This is a genomic window from Bacillus sp. JH7 (assembly GCF_001563515.1).
GTDB classification, from domain to species: domain Bacteria; phylum Bacillota; class Bacilli; order Bacillales; family Bacillaceae_G; genus Bacillus_A; species Bacillus_A cereus.
Map to the genome: position 1 here is coordinate 1,293,870 of NZ_LPUS01000001.1, position 21,434 is coordinate 1,315,303.

Here is a 21,434-nt window from a genome sequence, read left to right on the forward strand (position 1 = left end):
ACATTTAACAATTAGTAAGTTTCAACTAAGACAAACGGGAATAAAAAAATCCCCCAATTTGTAATCGGAAGGATTAGTCTTTCGTCTATACTTAATAAGTACTTATTAATCATTTGAATCATGACAAATAAAGTATGAACTGAATTTTAAAAATGGATAGACTAACCCTATATTTTGTAGTTTGAAGTTATAAAATTCAACTTAAAATATAAATTAGTTAATCATTATTCATCCATCATTCCTTTCATAATTCTATTTTTAGAGTAACATTCTTTTTAGGGAGATGCAATATTAGCTTCAATTTCATCTAATTCTAAATCATTTATAATTCTTTGAGTAAGGAGATAAAACTTTACCGCCCTTTTTATAAACATCACATTTTTGTTCAATAGGTCATGTCTTTTGTCCGTTAAAAAGGGAGGATATGAAATTGACATCAACTTTTTGTGTAACTATAATAGTTACAGTTGGTTTCGTAAACTAATTTGAATTTCTATTTTAATGATAGTATATTTTCATTCCTTTTTAAGTGTGACAGATAGCAACTATAATCCAATAGAGGAGTAGATTCTATCTCATATGTAAAGAGTAGATAAGTTGTACCCGCCAAATTTACGATGCTCAAATACTTAAAAAATTACATTTTTCAGCTTATCCTTTTTAGAATCCTCAGTATTGATAATTGTAAACATCTACAAAAAGTTAATAAGATTGTTGTGTGTAGAAAGAAATCTTTTAAAAAGGTCATAATATGGATAATAGGTAGCACACATTTTAATTAGTAGGACTTGTGCCACCATCAAGCCATTTTTTAATAAAAGTATAGAAAAATCAAGAAGGTGAATCCATTGCGTAAACATGTATATGTGCAATTTTATGTATTGATATTGGCTTTAATAACTTATATAAGCTTTTGCTTTATATTTTTATTTGTTTTTCCGAATCATTATTTCGTATCAGATTTTAATATCCGACTATCATCTTTAGTCGTTGAAACTACTGTATTTATCTCATTACTGTATTCTATATTATCCCAAAAAATTAAGTTAGGAGTATTCTGGGTTTGCATTACTATTGCAATAGGGTGTTTTTTGATAGGAAATTTCATATCCGCTTTTCAAGTACTTAATGTAGAATTACCAATACAAAATTTTAATATTTCTGATGTATTTCTACTGTTTTTCTTATTCTTCTTTCTTTTTGCGTTCTTTTATAAAATTATGATGGAATGTAACAAATGGGAGAAAGCGTATTTACTTTGTGATTTATGCATTGTTGTTACTGCTATTTTTACATTAGAGTGGTACCTATTTAATAAACCATCTGCAAATATTTTATTCTTATCAATTGGAGATGTTTTTCTCTCATTTATTTTTCCGATTATAGATTTATTGCTTCTATTACTTGGAGTTACACTGATCTTTCGACCTGCTATTTTCAATGCAAAAAGTAAATTGTTTATTTTTATCCTAGTATTAACTGGATTGGCTATTACGGACTATTTGTATTTTTACTTACAAGGTGATTTATCAGAGCGTTCAGTTATATTTTTAAGGTGTTTGTATAGAGTTTTCCTATTATTTATCGCTATTGCTGCTACAATCCCAAAGAATACTTCTTCTAAAAGAAATTATTTTATTATTAATCCGACATTTGGAGAGAAACTTCTTGGGATATTCCCTTATCTTGCAGTTGCAGTCTTAATTGGCTTTACTTTGAAAGAGCAAACTTCTTCAGCTACATTAATTACGGGAAATTGTATTGCTTTTGTATTTGTACTGATTCGTCATACAATCGTACGAATGCAAAACAAAGAGTTAACTAAAACATTAAAAGTGTTTAATAATCAATTAGAACAAACAGTATCTCAAAGAACAAGGGATTTAATAAATAAATCTAATGATTTAGTAAAAAATCAAGAGAGATTTAAGTCATTATATGAGTATCATCCGGATCCTATTTTAACGATTGATTCAAACGGTATCGTATTAAATATAAACCAGGCTGGAAGTATGTTATTAGGAAAAGAAAGTGCTGCATTAATAGGGAAAGAGTGCTTCTCTATTTTTTTAGATGAAGATAAATCTGAATTGGAAGCAGCTATAAAGAAAGGGAAACGATGTAGTTCATCTTCACTACAGTTACGTGTGAAAAATAACAATGAGAAGGATATACTCTTTTGGTATGTCACTATAGTTCCTATTATGATAGAAGGACAAACCTTTGGGAGCTATGTAATGGTAAAAGACATAACAAGGATGAAACAACAACAGGAAGAGATAAATTACCTTGCATTCCATGATACGGTGACGGAGATTGGAAATCGTATATTCTTCCAACAAGAATTAGATAGATCTATTAAGCGTGCACAAAAAACACAGGATAAGTTTGGGCTCCTGTATATTGATTTAAATCGCTTTAAGACTATTAATGATACATTGGGTCATTCGATTGGTGACAAGGTTTTAAAAGAAGTTGCCAAACGTTTTAGGACATGTCTGTCACCGACTATTCCTCTAGCAAGAATAGGTGGTGATGAGTTTGCGATCATTGTCCATAACCAAACAGAGCAACAGCTATTGGATTTGTGTAAAACTCTATTTCGTATAACTGAAGAACCATTTGTAGTAAATCAGCATAGTTTTTACTTATCTCTTAGTATAGGAATAGCAGTGTATCCATTTGGAGGAATAAATACTACTACACTTTTACAACACGCTGATATCGCTATGTATAGCGCAAAGGAAAAAGGTAACAATGCTGTTTGTATGTATGACGAGACATTATCTCAAAAAGTAACTCGTCGATTACGATTAGAACAGGATTTACCAAATGCAATTGAAAATAATGAGTTGTTTTTATTGTATCAACCACAAATTGATAGTAAGGCAGGTAAGGTTATTGGTGCAGAGGCTTTAATACGTTGGCAACATCCAGAGCTTGGACTGATTTCTCCTTTTGAGTTTATACCTATCGCAGAAGAAACGGCGCAGATTATTTCAATTGGGAAGTGGACGTTACAGAAAGCGTGTCAACAACTGAAAGAATGGCATTCTGCGGGCTTTTCAAATCTAAAGATGGGGATAAATTTATCAGCTATAGAGTTTGAACAGAAAGATTTTGTTCAAACCATTATATCTACCATAGAAGAGATAGGAGTACCTGCTAATTCGATTGATTTGGAATTAACAGAGCGAATAGCAATGGTAGATGAAAAGGAAACCTTATCGAAGTTAAAAGCATTAAAATCATATGGTGTACATTTATCAATTGACGATTTTGGTACAGGTTATTCTTCATTAGCGTATCTGCCTCTTTATCCAATTGATACTTTGAAAATTCCAAGAGAATTTGTTAATAGGATTGGAACTTCTACTGATGGAGATGAAATTATACAAACCATTATTTCACTTGCTCATACTTTAAACATGAAAGTGATAGCAGAAGGGGTAGAAACGAAGGAACAATTAACAGTGTTACAACGTAATGCATGTTATCTAATTCAGGGCTATTACTACAGTAAACCTGTAAATGAAGATGAATTTATTGGTTTTTTAAGTACAATACAAAATGAATAAGTGAAAAATCAGTATATGTATGAAATAAAGTGAAAAGACGATCTATCCATATGGATTTGAACGTCTTTTCACTTTATTTTCAGTAGTTATGCAGCAAGGTTTCAGCCTTTGAAAGTAAAATAAGTATCTATATTCCTTGTATTTAGGGCTAATGGGATATGAGGTGAAAGTTGCTTCTTGTGAAACCGCATTAGGGACAGCTCGTATATTCTTAAAGCAATTTGAAAAAGCGGAAGAACATTTCAATCGTTCCATTGACCTTTTGCAAAAACATAATGAAGAAAAATTGATTTTAATAGTAAGGCATAATCTAGGACTATTATATGCAACTCAAAATTTATCTAAATTAGCAATTCGTCATTTATCAGAAGTGACAGAGAAGAATATTGCCCATTTTAAAGCAGTGTTCTTACAAGCGCGTGAACACTATAAGCTAAGAAAAACAAATATTGTAAAAGAACTTATTGTAAAAGAACTTATTGTAAAAGAACTTATTGAAAAAGGATTAGCAGTTTGTATGGAATTAGGAAATGAAGAGTATGTATATCATTTCAATATTTTACGTTCTCTTAATGAAGATGAAGTAATTAAACTCTTAGAAGAAGTGAAAAAAGTATTTCTTACTTCGAAAAGCAAGGTTTATGGGATTTCGTAGAAGAATATGCAGATCTAAAAAAGGAAGAAATTATACAATAATCACATGCTATCATTTTTAATAGCTAATTAACAAAAGGACTCCAATTATGGAGTCCCTTTGTTAATGGGATAATGCTTTAGTTTATCTAATTATAACGATATTTGTAAAAAGTGTAAAAGGGTCCTAGTTTGGAGGGGGAATTATTTAATCTTTTTTATTTAATAAAAGGGATGATATTTAGTTATCTGCGCTTCTTAATTATGTTTTTTATCACAATTTGAAGTAAATTTCAGTTAATCTTATTTATTTTATAGGAATTATAAGTTATACTAAAAGTAGGTGCAAAATGTACCATTTGAAAAAGAGTGCATTGCAAAAAGGAATCCGTAAAGGATTCCTTTTTTGTTTCTTTTAAAATGAAGCAACGTTCTAATTATCTCTTTCTTTTTTTATGAATGAACTACCAATGTATAAATTTAAAAGGTATTTTTGGAAAATTGCCATATTCCTGTAACAAAACAAAGGTATGTTATGTGTGTTAAATATAAAGAGAAAGAAGGAAAAGTTGTGAAAAAAGTTTTGCCAATTGTTGCGTTATTAGGCATGATGAGTTTTGGAGTACAGGAAATGAATGTAAGAGCTGATACATACCACAAGGGCGATTCAAAAATTAGTTTTTGGGATTCGAAAAGAAAGGGTACTAATTTCATGAATAGTACGTCATTACCTGAAAACTATAAAAGTGCAAAAGAAGCTAATATTGAATATGTACGTTTAGCACCTGATAAGTGGGCAAAAGATAAAGATTTTCTATTTGAGGATAAACCAGATACTTCTGGAAAGGATTTTCTGATAGGTAATGCAGATAACTATCGGGGATTAGTAAAGGAAGATCTAGAAAAATTAAAGGCGGATTTAGATGCCGCACAATCACAAGGAATGAAAGTCGTTCTTACAATGTTATCCTTACCTGGTGATCGATGGCGCCAATTTAATAATAATAAGAATGACGACAGAATATGGGAAGAAGAGAAGTATCAAGAACAAGCAAGTCAATTTTGGAAGGACCTCGCTCTGGAACTAAAAGATCACCCCGCGGTGGTTGGTTATAATATTATAAATGAACCACATCCAGAAACAGCTAAAAATAATAGATATAATGATTTTTGGACGGAAGATTACGAGAAATGGTATGCAAAAGTAAAAGGAACGACAGCTGATTTAAACAGATTTTATGAAAAGGTGATTAACTCCATTCGTGAAGTGGACAAAGAAACACCGATTATTTTAGATTCAGGTTTATATGCTACTCCATGGGCCTTTAAATATTTAAAACCAGTAGAGGATAAAAAAACACTATACGCATTTCATATGTATGAACCATATGAATTAACGAGCCAAGGTGAAAAACAAAACAAGGAATATCAATATCCAGGATTAGTAAAAGTAGGGGATTTAGAGAAACCTGTAATGTGGAATAGACAGGGATTAGAGAAGTTTTTGAAGCCAATTCAACAATGGTCTAAGAAAAATCATGTACCATCTAATCGAATTATTGCAGAGGAGTTTGGAATTAACCGTACTGTTCCAGGTGCTAACCAATACATGCAAGATCTTATTTCTATCTTTAACCAAAAAGGATGGCATAAATCATTCTATGCATTCCGTGAAGACACATGGACAGGGATGAATTATGAATTGGGAACAGAAAAAATAAAATGGGATGAAGAGGGTAAACCGATGCGTCAAGATAATTCACTCTGGGATGTAATAAAAAAAGATTTACAAACGCGTAAATAGTTTAGAATATTAGGTTTAAGGACTAAATATAAGCATCTAATTCAAATAGAATTAGATGCTTTTTATTTCGAAAAAAGGTGGAGTTGAATTAAAGGTTCCATCTTTTCTTTTGCATAAAGAGTACCAATCAGGTTTATTTACAACGAAAAATAAGATTTTTAGAGAATAGCTTAGAAAAAATTGTGGAGGTTTAAACAAATGTGGTCACAATTGTTTAAACCTTTAAAGTAAAATGGAAGTTGGACAGTTGCTATACAGGCAGCAAATTTACAATATGTTTCGGCTGAGCCTTCGGGAAATATAATAGCAAATCGTAATGCAGTTAATGAATGGGAGAAATTCGAATTAATTCCGACTGGGGAATTATATACGTACGCTTTAAAAACTAAAAGTAATGGGAAGTATGTTTTGTTTGAGCCAAATGGTAGAGTAGTAGCAGATCGTACATCAATTGGTGCATGGGAAAAGTTTATCTTATATAATGGTAGATATATATCAGCAAATGGTGGTAGAGAATTAACAGCTACTAGTTATGTAGCTGGAAGTTGGGAAAGATTTGTTATTGTATACTTCTAAACTTTGAAGTGTTATATATCTAAATGATAATGGCATGTTTAGTTGGTATAAATACCTAATACAATAAAGTTTTAAGCATGTAATACAAGTGTATATTAACGTGTAAAAGGGCTGCAAATAATTAGCAGTCCTTTTTGCATGTTAAATAAGGACTTACTGAGGTTATAATGAAAAGAAAAAGAACCCTATAGGGTTCTTTTTCAAGGCATATTAACAGTAAGGAGAATCATGAAATGCTACTTCAAATCTTTATTAGGGGAAAGATTTTGAAAAAGCTTAACATGTATTTATTTTTACATAAATGTAAGATGTAGTAAATTGATAATGTTTATACTTACTATTACTAATATTCAATTAAGATAGTTAATACTATTTATATAGTGTTAACTGGTGTATAGTACAGTATAGATTTAGAAATTTAATATTAGATTTCATTTGTTAAAAAAGTTAATAGATATATTATTTCAAATTCTAACTAACATTTAAACGATTTTAATTGAAATTGGTTGTGTATTAACCTTTATAAGCCAATAAAAGTAAATAAAAGTAAATAAAATAAACAAAGACCCTGTAATAAATACAGGGCCGGGTACAGGGTTAAGGGAACGCATAGTTTCTTAATATCATAGTAGCATATATTCTTTGTATAGCTACATGAGGATTTTGACAGAATTAAGAACAAGACAGAAATTCTGTAAGAAAGCAAATATAGTGCTGGAAATGTGATTGGAAATTAAGTTATAAGTATATTGAAATAGATGAAAATTCTTGAGTGTATGATTAAATTACCTTTAAATATGAGGCTTAGGTTAGAGGGCTAATTGGATCTTACTAAATAGGAGAAATGTTTTTTAGATTAAAAGAAGAAAAGACACCTTTTGGTTGTCTTTTCTTTAGGTAAACAGTTCACATATTGCTGAATTAGATACGAAACTATAATTCGACTACGAAGTAAATCCTAACATAATCTGAACAGAAAAAATATGTAATATTACATTTTTAGTTTTTAATTATTTTATTCAATATAGAGAAGCAACGTAAATAAAAGGGCATGCAGTCGTATCTGCAGCCCTTTTTAGGAGGAATTCAAGACACCATTAGGACACGTATCGGTAAACAGGTTCAAAAATAGTATGTGTGAAAAGAAAAAGTCCTATACCAAAAGTAGACAGGATCTTATCTTTTTTACATTTTTAAAAATGAAATGCTGTCCTTTTGAAATCAGTACAGCACACATTTGGTTTGTAATGAAATTAGAAAAAGTATACATGAAAATGGCAGACAACTATTTTGTTGCCTGCCGGTGCCAGTGGATTGAATGAGTTAGTCAATTCAATAAATTGTGCTATCTCATTACCAGAAGAGTGAAGCCGCTAGTTCAAACGGCTTAGACATAGTTTGTCTAATAAAGAAAAAATTATGAGTAGAAATTTTGTTTGCTCTATATGAAAAGATAAATAGATATTCATCAGACAAGGATAATTTAGCATATCTTGAATAGGGTGTAGGAACGAATTAAAGAAAGGGATATTTGTTTAGGAAGGGACTGACTCAGGAGTGGGACTTTCGGACAGGGTTTGGGGAGCGGTGATTGCCTTTGGCATTGCGACTAATATCGTTGCTTGTATAATGGCGGTATACATTCAAAAATATGAGCTAATGATAAATCATCTTACAAATATTTTATTTTTAATAATTATCTCTTTAACGTTTATAAAGATGAAAATTAACAGATGGGTGGCTTTAGGATTTACATTAGTTGTAATAGAGAAAGGTATTAAAGCGGGCTATGACTTCTACACACATAATTATTATAGTGTCAGTTGGAGTTTAGCTATCATTGTCTATTGCATATACGAGATGGAAAAGTATCATATTGAAATAAACGAATAGGCGCAACAAAAAGGTGTTAGTAGGTGGAATTCTTTTTAAAATACTATAAAAAAGACACTACAAGAGTGTCTTTTTTTTGAAAATACTCTATAATTAACTTTGGGGAAGGTAATGTTAGAGTATTCGTTTAGCATTATCTTTATATTTGATAAACCATGAAATCGAAAGATTTTGTGGTTTATTTTATGAACAATAGATATTACAGTATTGGCAGTGAGTTATTAACCATTTTAAGCATTAGGGGAGAATGGATTAAAAGTCTAACATCGAATAACGGTTCCGGAATATAGTGTTGCGAAATGATCTCCCATATCCCAAACGGTACTTGCCTGTATATAGCCCTTAAAGCCTTCTGAAGAATAATAAATCTCTTTTGGTATACTTTCTTTAGTTTGGAAATGTGCTTTAGAGTACTTTACATAATGGTTTTTAACAACTTTTGCTTCTGGAACAATAGTGTTTTTTTGTTCCAATTTTGGCCTAGCACTAGAAGGTGGTATGAATTTTATATTGTCTTGGTAATTAGGATCTAAGGTGTCAGCTTGTACACTGTGTGACGAAACAAAGGTGCTTAGACTACTTCCCGCGATTAAAGTTGCAAATACTAACTTTGAGAATTTTGTTAATCTACTCATTCTATAATCTCCTTTTTATTATTTTGTAAGGTATCTCCTTACACCTCACAGTCTATATCCACTACAAAAGGGTGTACATACATATTGATAGACAAAATTCTACAAAATACCGCATGTTTTTGGGATTTATGTATAATAATCCAATGTCTAATAATCTATCAAAAGTAAAAAGGTAGGTCTTATATAAAAGAAAATGAATAATTTATGCAGGTAATGTATATGGAATTATTGTTTAAATATTCTAAAATGAGTTGATAAAGATGTTGGTAGTTTTTTTGGAAAACAAATAATTCCCTAGGTGAAATTTGGAAGGAAGATTCTCTGTTAGAGTTTTTATAAGGGAATTCATTTTCGTAGATTCAAAATGTAAAAATAACTAAAAGAGCAAGTGTTTCAATGGATAAAAAGCTATGTTGAGTCTTTTTTCTCTGTCGGTGGTCGTCTAATCAATGAAATGACGGATGCTTATGATAGTTTGTGTCTAGCAACATTCGTGTATAAACGAATGAATTAAGAAAAGGGTGAAATATTGGATAACTCGAAATGGATGCCTTTAAGTACTGTTGATGATGATGAGGAAATTTGGGTAGGAGCAAGAGTTAGGTTGTACAATGTTGGTATGAATAGAGAAGATAAAGAAAATAATTTCTATGAATATATTATTTCTTATATCTACGACAACACTAACTACTTACAACTAACTAATTTAACAACAGGAAAAGCAGGTTATATTATTTGTGTCATTGAAAAAGAATTACCAAATAATTATGCTTTGGGCAGAACATTAAAGCAAAGAATAGGTTTAGAAAATACCTATTTTAGATTTGAATAATCAACAAATAAGGGAAGCACCAACTCTAAGGTGTCTTCCCTTATTTAATACTTTTTATCAATAATCAATATTAACAGAGCCTAAATAAAAAAGTGAGAAAAATGATAAACACTCTTCTCACTTTCATCAATTAGGGTGGCATATACATAAATATGCGTTTGGGTGGATTTTGGATGAAAAATCCACATGCATAGTATAACAAAAAAATTATGGCTTTTCGCATGTAATATTGCATATGAAAAATAGTAAAGTTTTAAATTTTAATATTAACAACTTATATATATGTGTTACAATGTAATTCTCTAATTTATTTTATTCTCCTATTTAGAATTTATAGTTTAGTGATTCAATAATACAAAAGTGGTTGTAATAAATAGATAAAACGATGAAATAATACAGTTAGAATGGTTAAAAGGCAGTTAAATATAAGTATTAAAAGAAATAAATTTACTTATTTATGTTTAGTGAATGTATTATGGTAAGAATTTCATCCGATTGGATTAGCGCTAAACTAGATTTTTATCCAAACAAATCCAATAATTATTTTTTAAATGAAGTATATGTTGCGTCAAGTTTATTTGGAATAATTCGTAGTCTAATAATTGCTGAATCTAGAAAAATAACATATTTGAAAGGAGGACAGATAAAACTCTGTCTGTGAAAATTAAATCTCTAAATTATAAAGTATGGATAATAGGATGTAATTGTGGTTTCATTTCGAATGGTACCATAAATGAATGTGGAAAAGTAAAGGAGAAAAATTTAAATAAACTATATAAGTAGTAAAAATGAAAAGGAGAAGTAGCTAGTGTTTAATATAAAAGAAAGATTGGGGCAAATAAAGCTTAAAACGAAGTTGTCTATGGCATTTATAGCAATATTAATTATACCAAGCCTTATCGTAGGAGTATCATCTTATAATAAAGCAAAAACAGATCTTAATGAAACAATTCTACAATCAGCAAAAGATAATATAAGTATTTTAGATAAGATTGTTGATGATGAATTAGAAAATAAGCATACAGATATCACTCATTTTGCAAAGGTACTCACACAAGGGGATTATAATCCTGAACAATCGCAAAATGTACAGAATAAATTTGATCAATATATACAGTTACATCCAGAGATAGAAACGATTTATACGGCATCCAGTAACAATCAATTTATTCATGCACCTGTTGGAAAAATACCAGAAGGGTTTAATCCGCTAGAAAGCAGTTGGTATAAGGATGCAGTAAAAGCAGATGGAGAGATTATTGTTTCATCTCCATATAAATCAAAGTCTACAGGAAATATGGTAATTGCAATTGCAAAGCAGAATGCAGATAAAAGTGGTGTCATTGGCGTAGATTTGAATATTAAAGATATCGTAAAAACATCCAAAATGATAAAAATTGGGAAGCAAGGATTTGTATCTATAGTTAGTCAAGATAAAACTATAGTTGTTCATCCATCACTAAAACCTGGAGAGAAATTAGATAAAACTTTAGTGGATGAATTGTACAAGACAGAAGATGGAGTAATTACTTATAGCCTCAATGGTGAAGATCGAAACATAAGCTTTAAGACAAATAAAAAAACAGGTTGGAAAATAGCTGGCGTAATGCCTACGAAAGAAATTGAAGAAGCTACCAATCCTATTTTTTATAAAACGCTCACTATAATAGGTGCTTCATTATTGTTAGGTGGAATTGTAATTCTATTCATACTCAAATCTATAATTACTCCACTAAGACAATTAGTCATTTCAGCTCAAAGAATTAGTCAAGGAGATTTAACCGAGAAAATAGATATTCGTTCAAAGGATGAACTTGGTCAATTAGGTGGTAGTTTCAATACAATGGCAGAGTCGTTACGTAATATTATTTCTCAAATTAACACATCTGCAGGACATGTAGCTGCGTCTTCTGAGGAACTAACTGCTAGTGTAGAGCAAGCAAGTGTTGCGACAGAACAAATTACAAAAGAGATGGAAGAAATCTCGAACAGTGCAGAGGTTCAAAATAATGAAGTTGAGTCTGGAGCTGAATTAATTGGTGAGGTAACACGAAATATTCAATACGTAGCTGAGAATGCTTCTGAAGTATCGGCTTCATCCATATACACTAAACAAAAAGCCAATGAAGGTGAACAATTAGTAGAACAAACTGTAACACAAATGCAGTCTATCCATCACTCTGTTTCTCAATCCGATAATGTCATAAAATTATTAGATAAGAAATCACAGCAAATTGGCAGTATATTAGAAGCGATTCAAAATATTGCGGAACAAACAAATTTATTAGCATTAAATGCAGCGATTGAAGCAGCTAGAGCTGGGGAACAGGGGAGAGGGTTTGCAATTGTTGCCGATGAAGTTAGAAAGTTGGCGGAGCAATCATCCGGATCTTCAATGGAAATTGGAAGTTTAATTAAAGAAATACAAGCAGACGTACATGAGACTGTAAAAGCTATGAATGAAGTAGGCGTAGAAGTACAGTCGGGAATTAAGGTTGCGAATGATACAAAACAAAGTTTTTATGAGATTTCAAAATCTGCAAATGATATTGTGTCAAAAGTGCATGATATGGTGGAACTATCTAATACAATGACTACTGATGCAATGAAAGTCGATACATCGATTGATCAAATAGCTATGGCTGTAAAAGAAAATTCTTCAAGTATGCAAACGATAGCTGGTTCATCTGAGGAACAACATGCTTCTATGGAAGAGATAAATTCTTCAGCAATACAATTAGCACAGATGGCGGAAGAACTTCAAGAGTTAATTGGTGGATTTAAGATTTAAGTTGAGATTCTAGGAGAGAATGCTAGAATCTTGTTACAGAGTGGAAATGAAAAATCTTATAACATAGTAAATAAGTATAATATGTACTCTCTATGCGTATTGAACAGGCAGATAAGCCATTTAAAAACCCTCCAAATGGAGGGTTTTTAAATACATTTACATTAAATTTGTGGTGGTGCACCACCATAATCGCCAACACTATATGAAGGAGCAGGATAATGCCCATGAGTAGCAAGCTGATCTGTTTTAGAAAACTGAAAAATTCCCACCGTTAATACCCCAATAAAAGCAATGCTTGATAATAATAAGCTAATTTTTTTCATTATTTTAACACTCCTTTTGCGATTGATTTTTGTCTTGCTTGATAACAAATATGGAAATAGTCACTTACTTTTTGGTGGTTCTCTAATTGTCTACATTTTGTGGCAAATAATTCGGCGTATTTGACAACATATTCCCATAATTCTTCTTCCTCAAAGTATAAGATTCCTTCTTGAATGATTTTTTCTAATTCTTCCAATGGAATATTTTCATTTAATTTTTTTAAAATAGAGAAGTGGTGTGTATATTCTTCGTTATGAATCTCTCTGCAAATCTGTAGTCCCTTATCAATGAGTTGGCTGGCCGTTGATTGTTCTCCTAACTTATAATGTTCCTTAGCTTGTAGGAAGATGGCCTTGAAGTGTGTAGGGATTTTCTCTGTTACTTCTGAAAGGTGACGAATAGCTAAAGTAGACATACTTTGATCAGAATACAGCCACCCCATAGTATTTTTTACGTATAACAAGGAATCTTCTTCCCTATTTTTTTGTAGTAAATCAATTGCACAATGTAGATATTCTTCTGCTTGTTCGTACTGTTTTAAATAGATGCAGCAACCACCTAGCAAACTATTACAAAAGGCTGTTTTTACTTCATAACCTTCGTACTTTGAAAAGATTGCTCTCGATTTATTTGCGTATTCGATAGAAGCGAGATTGTTATAGGTATGGTGATAGAAAGTAGCAATTCTATAGTAAAATTCGGCGTGTTCAATTTCATCTGGTATAGCTACCAATATTTTTTCTGCTAGTTTATAATGTTCCTCTGCCTCAGTATAATTTGATATAAAAGTGGAATGAATGGATTTGAAAAAATGATAATAGAATTGTAGAAATTGATCTGTAGGCATATCATAATCGCTAATAGTATCAAAACTATTTTGTTGAATACCAAGGCTATCTGTTAAGACCTTGTAACGAAATTCGAGTAGTGAATAGTATAGTAACAAATTTTGATCCTGATGCTCTTGATTCGGTTCAATGCTTAACTTACTAATTTTTTCATCAATTTTCTTTTTTAGATTAGTAGCTTTTATAACTTGCTGAGATAGCATAGATCGATACCAGTCGTTCAATAGAGAGGTTAATTGCTCATTTCCTTTTACTGAGACACTCATAATATACGCCCCCATTTTCTAAAAAAATCCTAATCCAATTTAATTATAAACATCATAACAAAATAGAAGAAAAAATGGAGTGATATTACAATATTTTTCAAGAAAATTCATAAAAAACAATCAATTGGTGTCGAATATACGTAGAATAAAACATCCAAAAATAATCAAAAGATGATATGAGTCTTTATACGTTCTATTAGGTGAACTAAGAAACTGTGTTTGAAGATTTATGAAATTTCTTTTTCTTAAAACGATCAATTATGTGTTAATTTTTAGATTATTTTATCGGATAAATATAGTATGTATCCCACCAAATGTATAAATCTTGCGTATGTAAATAAGAAGAGAATAAAGGAAATAAAAAAGAACTTGTAAGAATTCCTACAGGTTCTTTTTTAGATAATGTAAAAGGTGAAACAGACTATGTCATTATTTGTAATAGTAAAATTATCTTACGTATGGTTTTGTTTTATTTTATCATTTTAGCCAAGAAGACTCCCTCCATAAGGAACTCACAGCAAGTATGGGTAAGTGGGAGTAGTTCAAAGCATGCAATATTGTTTGATTTGGCTAATACATAGATTTCTCATCTCAGAACTGGTGTAAGAATTATAATGTTTATACCATTCTATTGTATTTTCTAAAGTCTGTTGTAGGGACCATTTTGGCTGCCAATTAAGATTGAATTTTGCTTTGCTAATGTCAAGGTTTAGTAAATTTGCTTCATGAAAATTTATTGGACCTATATTTTCTGCTGTCCAATCCCCGCAGCCCCAAATATCTAGTAAACTGGTCACTAATTTTTCTACTGAAACAATATTGCTTAGGGATGGCCCGAAGTTCCATGCTCCTGAAAAAAGGATACCATTATTTATAATTTTTTCTGTAAGGAGTAAATACCCGCTTAAAGGTTCTAGTACATGTTGCCAGGGTCTAATAGCAGTAGGATTTCTAATAATAATCTTTTTGTTTGATTCTAATGCTCGTATACAATCGGGAATAATTCTATCTATTGACCAATCACCACCACCAATTACATTACCAGCTCGAACACTTGCAATTATTTTCTTGTGTTGAGAAAATTTTTCTTCTGAAAAGTAAGAATTACGATAGGAAGAAATTAAAAGTTCGCAGCATCCTTTGCTTGAGCTATATATGTCATGGCCGCCCATAGGGTCAATTTCACGATAACCCCAAGGCCATTCTTTATTTTCATAGCACTTGTCACTTGTCACCATAATTCCTATTTTAGCTGATTCATGTAATCGAATTGCCTCTAGTACATTCATAGTTCCTACAACGTTTACCTCGTATGTTTCTCTAGGATATTCATATGAATACTTAACTAGAGGTTGGGCAGCTAAATGGAATACAATTTCAGGTTTATAATCTGTAAAAACCTTATTTAATTTATTAAAATCTCTAATGTCTCCACGAATATCAATTATATTATTTTGAAGGTTAGTAATGTTAAAGTTATCATTTTTATTTTTAGGATCTAATGAATATCCGATTACAGCAGCACCTAATTCATTCAACCATAGGGATAACCAAGAACCTTTAAAACCAGTATGTCCAGTAATTAAAATTCTTTTGCCGTAAAAAGCATTATTAAAGTTTCGGTTTAACAATTAGTCCACCTCCTTTAGTACCCTATTTTTAGGGAGTTAGGTATAAATGTTTATTATTTTTATACCAATTAACAGTTTTTATAATTCCTTCTTCAATATTAATTCTAGGTTCCCAGCAAAGAGAGTTTTTTATTTTTTGCACATCCGCTTCAGGAACCCATCTTTCATTTGTTCTAGAGGAAATTGCACCGTAATTTGGTCTGGAATTGGTTTTCAAATGTTTGAATAATAATTCTACATAATGTTTCAAGGGGTGAATAGTGCCGCTCCCAATATTAAAGATTTCATTTTGTACAGTAGTATTTTCTACTGCTAGGATACAGGCATCTATTACATTTTCTATATAACAATAATCTCTTAATTGATTACATAAAGTTAAATTTACATCTTTGTTTTGTAATACTCGCAAGATTATATAGCTAAAAATTTTATGCGGCTCTTCGCCTTCTCCGAATATGCCAAAAGGTCTTAATGTTATAAGATTAATATTGTTTTCGCTAGCAATTTGATGGGCGAGTATAGTAGCAGCAGCTTTGGTACTTCCATAGATGTCCACAGGAGTTAGTAACATATTTTCATGAATAGGTTCCATCTTGTTACCGTATTCAGAACTACTCCCAAAATTGATGATTTTTTTACAATTCACCAATTTTGCTGCTTGAATAATGTTACAAGTCCCTATAACATTTGTTTCTATAGCATGGATGTAATCTGTATGGGCAGAATTTACACCATAGGCTGCCAGGTGAAAGATATAATCGGGATTAATTTTCTTTATTGCATCTTGTACTTGTTTTTTATCTCGTATATCTATTTCATAGGTTTCAATATATTTTAGAATATCCTTTAGTCTCCAAGAGTTTGATGGTGTTCTTATGAAAAGAACAATTTTTGCTTGTAAATTTAAAAGTCTTCGTGCCAAGTGAGAACCAATAAAACCGTATCCACCAGTAATAAGGAAAGTTTTATTTTTAAATGAAGCAATCATAGTGATAATCTATCCTTTATTAAGATGTATTTTTAGTTGCTGAAATAAATAGATTTATTTTTAAATAAGGAAAGTATCAGTCTTAATTGTGATGAGGGGAGGGGTATTTAAAATAATTTTTTATTGTTGTTGTATCAATTTGGTCAGCAAATAAAGAGGAGGGAGATTTTTGAAAAGTATTATGAAGGGTATGACATGTCTTGTTCAATTGTTCAATATAAGGAATGTATATATAATCTAAAACTGCTGGAGGTAATTCTAAAGTTTCTTGTTTCCATAAATCGAACTCATTTGGATTAATAATTTGCATACTTCCAAAATGAAAAGCTATTAATTCATCTTGATCAATAAAAACTTTATTATCTGTTTTGGATATAGAACTGCTATTTAAAATGACATTCCAAGGTGCTGCATCAATACCTTTATGAGTCATAATTTTTATATTAGAAAAGATGTTAGGAATGTGATTTAAATATTTTTGGTCACCCCATCTATTCATTTCAACATCATATTGATTATTGCAATATTCTAGGCATTTATCTTTCCACCATGTTAAAATTTCTTTACTATTTTGATCGTTTTTGAAGCCTACTAAACCAGCTTGGTATATACCGTGTATGCTTTCAATTTCAGTAGAGCTTCTTTGAGGGCAAAGGAATACAGAGTACTTCCACCATTCATCAAGAATGATATTAGGTGCTGTAAAGAAATACATATCAGCATCACAATATATAATGTGATCAACTTCCGGATAAAGACTAAGGACATGTAGACATAGGGGCGCTTTTAATGTCCAACAATATTCTTGTAAACTTCTATCATTTTTTATACTGAGGAGTTCATGATTTTCAATATCCTTTACCGGAATTAGTATGGCATGCTTTAATTTTAATTTCTCTAATATTTGATACGTTAGATCATCCATACAACAAATCCATACAGTAAATTTAGCGTTGAAATTTTCTAAGGAATAATAAGAAGTCAATCCTTGGATTAATCGTTCTTTACTTATAATCATGGAAAAGTTCATAAAATGATTGGATTGATTCATTTTTCTTCTTAATTGTGAATCTTTATATAAAGTTTGAGCTTTATTTATATCTTTTTTACTTAAAAATTGTTTAGTATCTTTATTGAATTTATCCTTTAATTGCTTTAAAACAAATTGAATTCTCTCTAAATACGGAGTGTAAATATGGTTTAATATATTATTGGGTATTGAAATTTCTCCCAAAGACCAAAGATCAAAATCATTTTCAGTAAAGATAGTAATACATGCAAAATGGTAAACAACTAGTTTGTCGTTTTCAATAAATATATCGTTTTTAGTCTTGTCAATTTTATAATCGTTATTATATATACAGTTCCAAGGCGCAGCATTTATACCTAAGTTATTTGAAATTTTTACTTTTGGAAAATATATAGGGATATAATCTAAATACTTTTGGTCTCCAAATTTCCCCTCCTCAGCCTCGGCACTGCACCAATCTATACATTTATTTTTCCACCATCTTACACTTTTTAGTCCATAGAGATCATTCTTAAATCCAATTAGACCAGCCTGATATTTTCCATACATTTTTTCTACCCAATCACGATCTCTTTGGGGGGTTAGGAAAATAGAATGGTCACCCCATTCCTCAAAAATAATATTAGGGTCAGAAAAAAAGCATAAATCACCATCACAATATAGAATAGATGGTAAATCATAATTGACCAATAAATATTCTATCAAGACAGATTTTAAAGTCCAACAATATTCATTTACTTTTCTTTTTCTCTTAATTGCTTTTAGTTCACGATCTTCCAATTCTTCAACTTGTAAAAGGTTTACATTAATTAAACTCATTTCTTTTAATAGTGAATATGCAAAAGGATCTATACAACAAATCCACAATGTGAATTTTTCTGAGTACTGCATTAATGATTGCTGTAAAGCAATAATTTTCAAGACATACTCACTACCTACAATGACGCAGAAATGATTATTTAGATCATGTTGTTGATTATAGAATTGGGGATCAATTCTTTTTTGAGTATTTTTTTTGGAGAGATTTGAAGCTTTAATTCCTGTTGAAAGTGGGTTAACTATTTTCTCATTAGAGGGGATATACAATCGAGGTAAACTTATTTTTTTATCATTAGAGTTCAATGCTTATTCAGTCCTCTCCACTAAAATTTATTTGGATTCCAACTTTCATTTACAGTTTTTAAATCTTTAGGTGTATCGACACTAGCCCAAAAGTCATTGTGTTCATAGACTGCGAGCTCATTGTCTTTTATTAAATTTCGAAGAGGATCTTCTTCTAGAACACAATCATCATTACTACTTAAATAATCGAATATTTCTTTGTTAAATACAAAAAAACCGCCATTAATTACTTCATCAAGTAATGGTTTTTCTTTAAAATCAATAGCAATTCCATCTTCGACCGCCAATAGGCCGTATTGACTATTTTTTTTAATTCCAGTTAATGTAGCAATTTTTCCTTTTTCTTTATGGAATGCTATTAGTTGATCAATATCTATATTGGCTAATCCGTCACCATAAGTTAATAAAAAGGTTTCACCCTGTACAAAGGATTCAAGTTTTTTTAGTCTTGCCCCGGTCATTGTATCAATTCCTGTATCTATAAAGTGTATATTCCAATTTTCTAATTTCTGAAGTAGCGTATATTGACTGGTTTTAAAATTCAAACTAAAGTCATTCTCTTTCCAGCTAAAGTCCATAAAATATTCCTTAATTTTCTCACCTTTATATCCTAAGGGCAAAATGAAATCAGAATGTCCATATTTTCTATACCAATTCATTATATGCAAGAGGAGAGGCTTTCCTTGAACTCGAACTAATGGTTTGGGAATGTCCTCTAAAATTCCTTGCATCCGAAGCCCTTTTCCGCCACACAAAATTATGACTTTCATAGATTTATTTCCTTCCTCTCAATATATTTTACTAATTTAAACTATGTAGTTTGTTTGGTAAATGTATACACGGTTGTACCATAATGACAATCAACTAAAAAAAATATGTTAGATTTATAATTCAGATGTTGATTAAACGTGGAGAATACACATTGTAGTTTATCATTAATTATATGTAAATTAGGTTCTTTTAAAATCTATGCTTTAGTTTATTTAATATTAATGAAAGAAATTGCTTGTTCTTAAGATAAAAGAAGGGGAAGGAAATCAAGGGAATTGAAGAAGCTTATAATGAAATATCCAAGAAGACAAAATATAAGATAAAGTATGGAAGTAAGTAGTCGTGAATGCACTACATAAGCAGAATATGCTGATCGCATAAATGATTATACAGAAATCAACAGAAGAATAACAAAGGGAATTAGCCATTTGAAGGAAAATGGAACAACTATTTTTACATTTTATAAATTCAAAAAAGAGCACCGCATAAAGGTGCTCTAGTGATGGAACTAATTTTGTAAAGAACTATTTATTCAATAAAGAAGGACTTACGAATTATTATATGAACGTTTTGTTAATTAAGTGTGTATCAATTAGACAGGAATTTTATTTCTCTACACCTATTTGATTTTACGGGCCAAATCATGTTAAAAGTAAGAAGAAAATTATTAAGTTAATGTTATTTTGTTTAAAATAGCATTTCAATCGGAATCATCACCTTCCCATCTATCCTGATAACGTGGGAGTTCAATTGAACAAACCCTCGATATTCCCCAATTTTGTTCAACAATATTAGATATACCCTCCTTGAAATTAACAATACGGATATTAAAATCCTTATTTGTAATTTTAGATAATACGTTTTGTAATTCAACCGCTTCATCTCGATTTCCCCAAATTCTAATGAATAAAATGGATTCACTACTATTTATTTTTTCAAGGAATTGATTAATTCTAGTGTCTAATTTAGCTTTAAAAGAAGGATAGGTTGATTTCAAATCCTTTTCTGAATTAATAGGAAAATCATGCATTGAAAAACAATTATAATAAGTGTCCTTTATACAGTAGGTAATTCGTTCTGCCCATTTAATTTGATTATCAAATTCTGATTCAATAAGACCGTAACTTTCTGAACCTTCTATAATCATATTTTCCAACTTCATAAATTTTTTAAATCGATTTTGAAGTAATCTGTTTACATCTGAAAGTGATGGATAATAAAACCAATCTAAAGGTCCAGAAAATGTTCTTAAATTGTGTCTTTTGATTTGGTTGGTGACTTGACACAATCCTCCTAAACTTACAATTACGCCATAGGATTTTTGTATATCTTCTAGGTTCATCCTCATCATCCTTTATAAAAGTAATTTAAATTATCTGTTCAGTATATGATGCAATAACATATTGATGTGGACCTATATATCACAGTACATAGAGCTAAGACATTTGTATAAATTTAAAAAGTCAAATACCTAAGTTGAGGGATTTCATCTTTGATGTTATATCATGGAGTTACTATTGGAATGAAAGCTGGTAGGGATATTGCGCCAGAGTTATATTTTCTGCAGTAACTTAATTTAGAAAACTGTTCTTGATTACTGTAGTAAAATTGTTGTTTTTTAAACATTACTTATCCGGATTCATGAAAAGTATTTTAATGTATTATTTTATATAACAATATTTAGTTTTAATATTAAAACTAAAATATGGAAG

At 30.6% G+C, this 21,434-nt stretch carries 14 protein-coding genes and 1 pseudogene; 7 read left to right on the forward strand and 8 right to left on the reverse strand.

Annotation, left to right across the window (positions count from 1 at the left end):
• Positions 1 to 848: 848 nt before the first annotated feature.
• From AU379_RS06710 to AU379_RS06730, 5 genes and pseudogenes are all read left to right on the forward strand, one after another.
• Positions 849 to 3,578 carry a GGDEF domain-containing phosphodiesterase gene (locus tag AU379_RS06710; protein ID WP_033667177.1) on the forward strand — a complete coding sequence of 910 codons (2,730 nt, stop codon included), beginning with the start codon at positions 849 to 851 and terminating at the stop codon, positions 3,576 to 3,578.
• A gap of 151 nt (positions 3,579 to 3,729) precedes the next feature.
• Entirely contained in the window at positions 3,730 to 4,233 is a 504-nt protein-coding gene (locus tag AU379_RS06715; protein WP_061139036.1) for a tetratricopeptide repeat protein, read from the forward strand.
• Positions 4,234 to 4,746: 513 nt separating this feature from the next.
• A complete protein-coding gene (locus AU379_RS06720) occupies positions 4,747 to 6,015 on the forward strand; it encodes a cellulase family glycosylhydrolase (protein ID WP_061139506.1) in 1,269 nt (422 codons plus the stop codon).
• A 231-nt stretch (positions 6,016 to 6,246) separates the two neighbouring features.
• Positions 6,247 to 6,591, forward strand: a pseudogene (locus AU379_RS06725) (peroxidase); the annotation flags it as partial.
• A gap of 1,557 nt (positions 6,592 to 8,148) precedes the next feature.
• Positions 8,149 to 8,484, forward strand: coding sequence for a hypothetical protein (locus AU379_RS06730; RefSeq protein WP_000524431.1), 336 nt, complete (start codon positions 8,149 to 8,151; stop codon positions 8,482 to 8,484).
• 260 nt (positions 8,485 to 8,744) lie between these two features.
• On the opposite strand, the gene AU379_RS06735 is transcribed toward AU379_RS06730, so the two are convergent.
• On the reverse strand, positions 8,745 to 9,119 hold the full coding sequence (locus AU379_RS06735) for a hypothetical protein (RefSeq protein ID WP_000088957.1): 375 nt from the start codon (positions 9,117 to 9,119) through the stop codon (positions 8,745 to 8,747).
• 547 nt (positions 9,120 to 9,666) lie between these two features.
• On the opposite strand from AU379_RS06735, the gene AU379_RS06740 reads away from it, so the two are divergent.
• Together AU379_RS06740 and AU379_RS06745 are read left to right on the forward strand one after the other, a co-directional pair.
• Positions 9,667 to 9,951 carry a hypothetical protein gene (locus AU379_RS06740; RefSeq protein WP_050822215.1) on the forward strand — a complete coding sequence of 95 codons (285 nt, stop codon included), beginning with the start codon at positions 9,667 to 9,669 and terminating at the stop codon, positions 9,949 to 9,951.
• 808 nt (positions 9,952 to 10,759) lie between these two features.
• The gene (locus tag AU379_RS06745; protein ID WP_000481856.1) at positions 10,760 to 12,742 is read left to right on the forward strand and encodes a methyl-accepting chemotaxis protein; all 1,983 of its coding nucleotides are present in this window, start codon (positions 10,760 to 10,762) and stop codon (positions 12,740 to 12,742) included.
• Positions 12,743 to 12,903: 161 nt separating this feature from the next.
• On the opposite strand, the gene AU379_RS30480 is transcribed toward AU379_RS06745, so the two are convergent.
• The 7 genes from AU379_RS30480 to AU379_RS06780 form a co-directional block, all read right to left on the reverse strand.
• Positions 12,904 to 13,065: a hypothetical protein gene (locus AU379_RS30480; RefSeq protein ID WP_000724116.1), complete on the reverse strand. Its 162-nt coding sequence runs from the start codon at positions 13,063 to 13,065 to the stop codon at positions 12,904 to 12,906.
• The gene (locus AU379_RS06755) at positions 13,065 to 14,180 is read right to left on the reverse strand and encodes a Rap family tetratricopeptide repeat protein (protein WP_061139037.1); all 1,116 of its coding nucleotides are present in this window, start codon (positions 14,178 to 14,180) and stop codon (positions 13,065 to 13,067) included. Before AU379_RS06755 ends, AU379_RS30480 begins: the two co-directional genes overlap by 1 nt.
• A 542-nt stretch (positions 14,181 to 14,722) precedes the next feature.
• Positions 14,723 to 15,811 carry a CDP-glucose 4,6-dehydratase gene (gene rfbG, locus AU379_RS06760; protein ID WP_000934726.1) on the reverse strand — a complete coding sequence of 363 codons (1,089 nt, stop codon included), beginning with the start codon at positions 15,809 to 15,811 and terminating at the stop codon, positions 14,723 to 14,725.
• A 28-nt stretch (positions 15,812 to 15,839) separates the two neighbouring features.
• A complete protein-coding gene (locus tag AU379_RS06765; RefSeq protein ID WP_016111421.1) occupies positions 15,840 to 16,799 on the reverse strand; it encodes an NAD(P)-dependent oxidoreductase in 960 nt (319 codons plus the stop codon).
• An 82-nt stretch (positions 16,800 to 16,881) separates the two neighbouring features.
• Positions 16,882 to 18,951, reverse strand: coding sequence for a hypothetical protein (locus tag AU379_RS06770; RefSeq protein WP_001087521.1), 2,070 nt, complete (start codon positions 18,949 to 18,951; stop codon positions 16,882 to 16,884).
• Positions 18,952 to 18,971: 20 nt separating this feature from the next.
• Complete coding sequence (locus AU379_RS06775) at positions 18,972 to 19,721, reverse strand: sugar phosphate nucleotidyltransferase (protein WP_000864433.1); 750 nt, start codon at positions 19,719 to 19,721, stop codon at positions 18,972 to 18,974.
• A gap of 701 nt (positions 19,722 to 20,422) precedes the next feature.
• A complete protein-coding gene (locus tag AU379_RS06780; RefSeq protein ID WP_061139038.1) occupies positions 20,423 to 21,064 on the reverse strand; it encodes a papain-like cysteine peptidase in 642 nt (213 codons plus the stop codon).
• Between the last annotated feature and the right edge of the window lie 370 nt (positions 21,065 to 21,434).

Excerpts from the sequence above, each read along its gene's own strand:
- AU379_RS30480 (WP_000724116.1), bottom strand. The coding sequence starts at position 13,065 with ATGAAAAAAATTAGCTTATTATTATCAAGCATTGCTTTTATTGGGGTA.
- AU379_RS06715 (WP_061139036.1), top strand. The coding sequence starts at position 3,730 with ATGGGATATGAGGTGAAAGTTGCTTCTTGTGAAACCGCATTAGGGACA.
- AU379_RS06735 (WP_000088957.1), bottom strand. The coding sequence starts at position 9,119 with ATGAGTAGATTAACAAAATTCTCAAAGTTAGTATTTGCAACTTTAATC.
- AU379_RS06740 (WP_050822215.1), top strand. The coding sequence starts at position 9,667 with ATGCCTTTAAGTACTGTTGATGATGATGAGGAAATTTGGGTAGGAGCA.
- AU379_RS06765 (WP_016111421.1), bottom strand. The coding sequence starts at position 16,799 with ATGATTGCTTCATTTAAAAATAAAACTTTCCTTATTACTGGTGGATAC.
- AU379_RS06755 (WP_061139037.1), bottom strand. The coding sequence starts at position 14,180 with ATGAGTGTCTCAGTAAAAGGAAATGAGCAATTAACCTCTCTATTGAAC.
- AU379_RS06780 (WP_061139038.1), bottom strand. The coding sequence starts at position 21,064 with ATGAACCTAGAAGATATACAAAAATCCTATGGCGTAATTGTAAGTTTA.
- AU379_RS06720 (WP_061139506.1), top strand. The coding sequence starts at position 4,747 with ATGTGTGTTAAATATAAAGAGAAAGAAGGAAAAGTTGTGAAAAAAGTT.
- AU379_RS06775 (WP_000864433.1), bottom strand. The coding sequence starts at position 19,721 with ATGAAAGTCATAATTTTGTGTGGCGGAAAAGGGCTTCGGATGCAAGGA.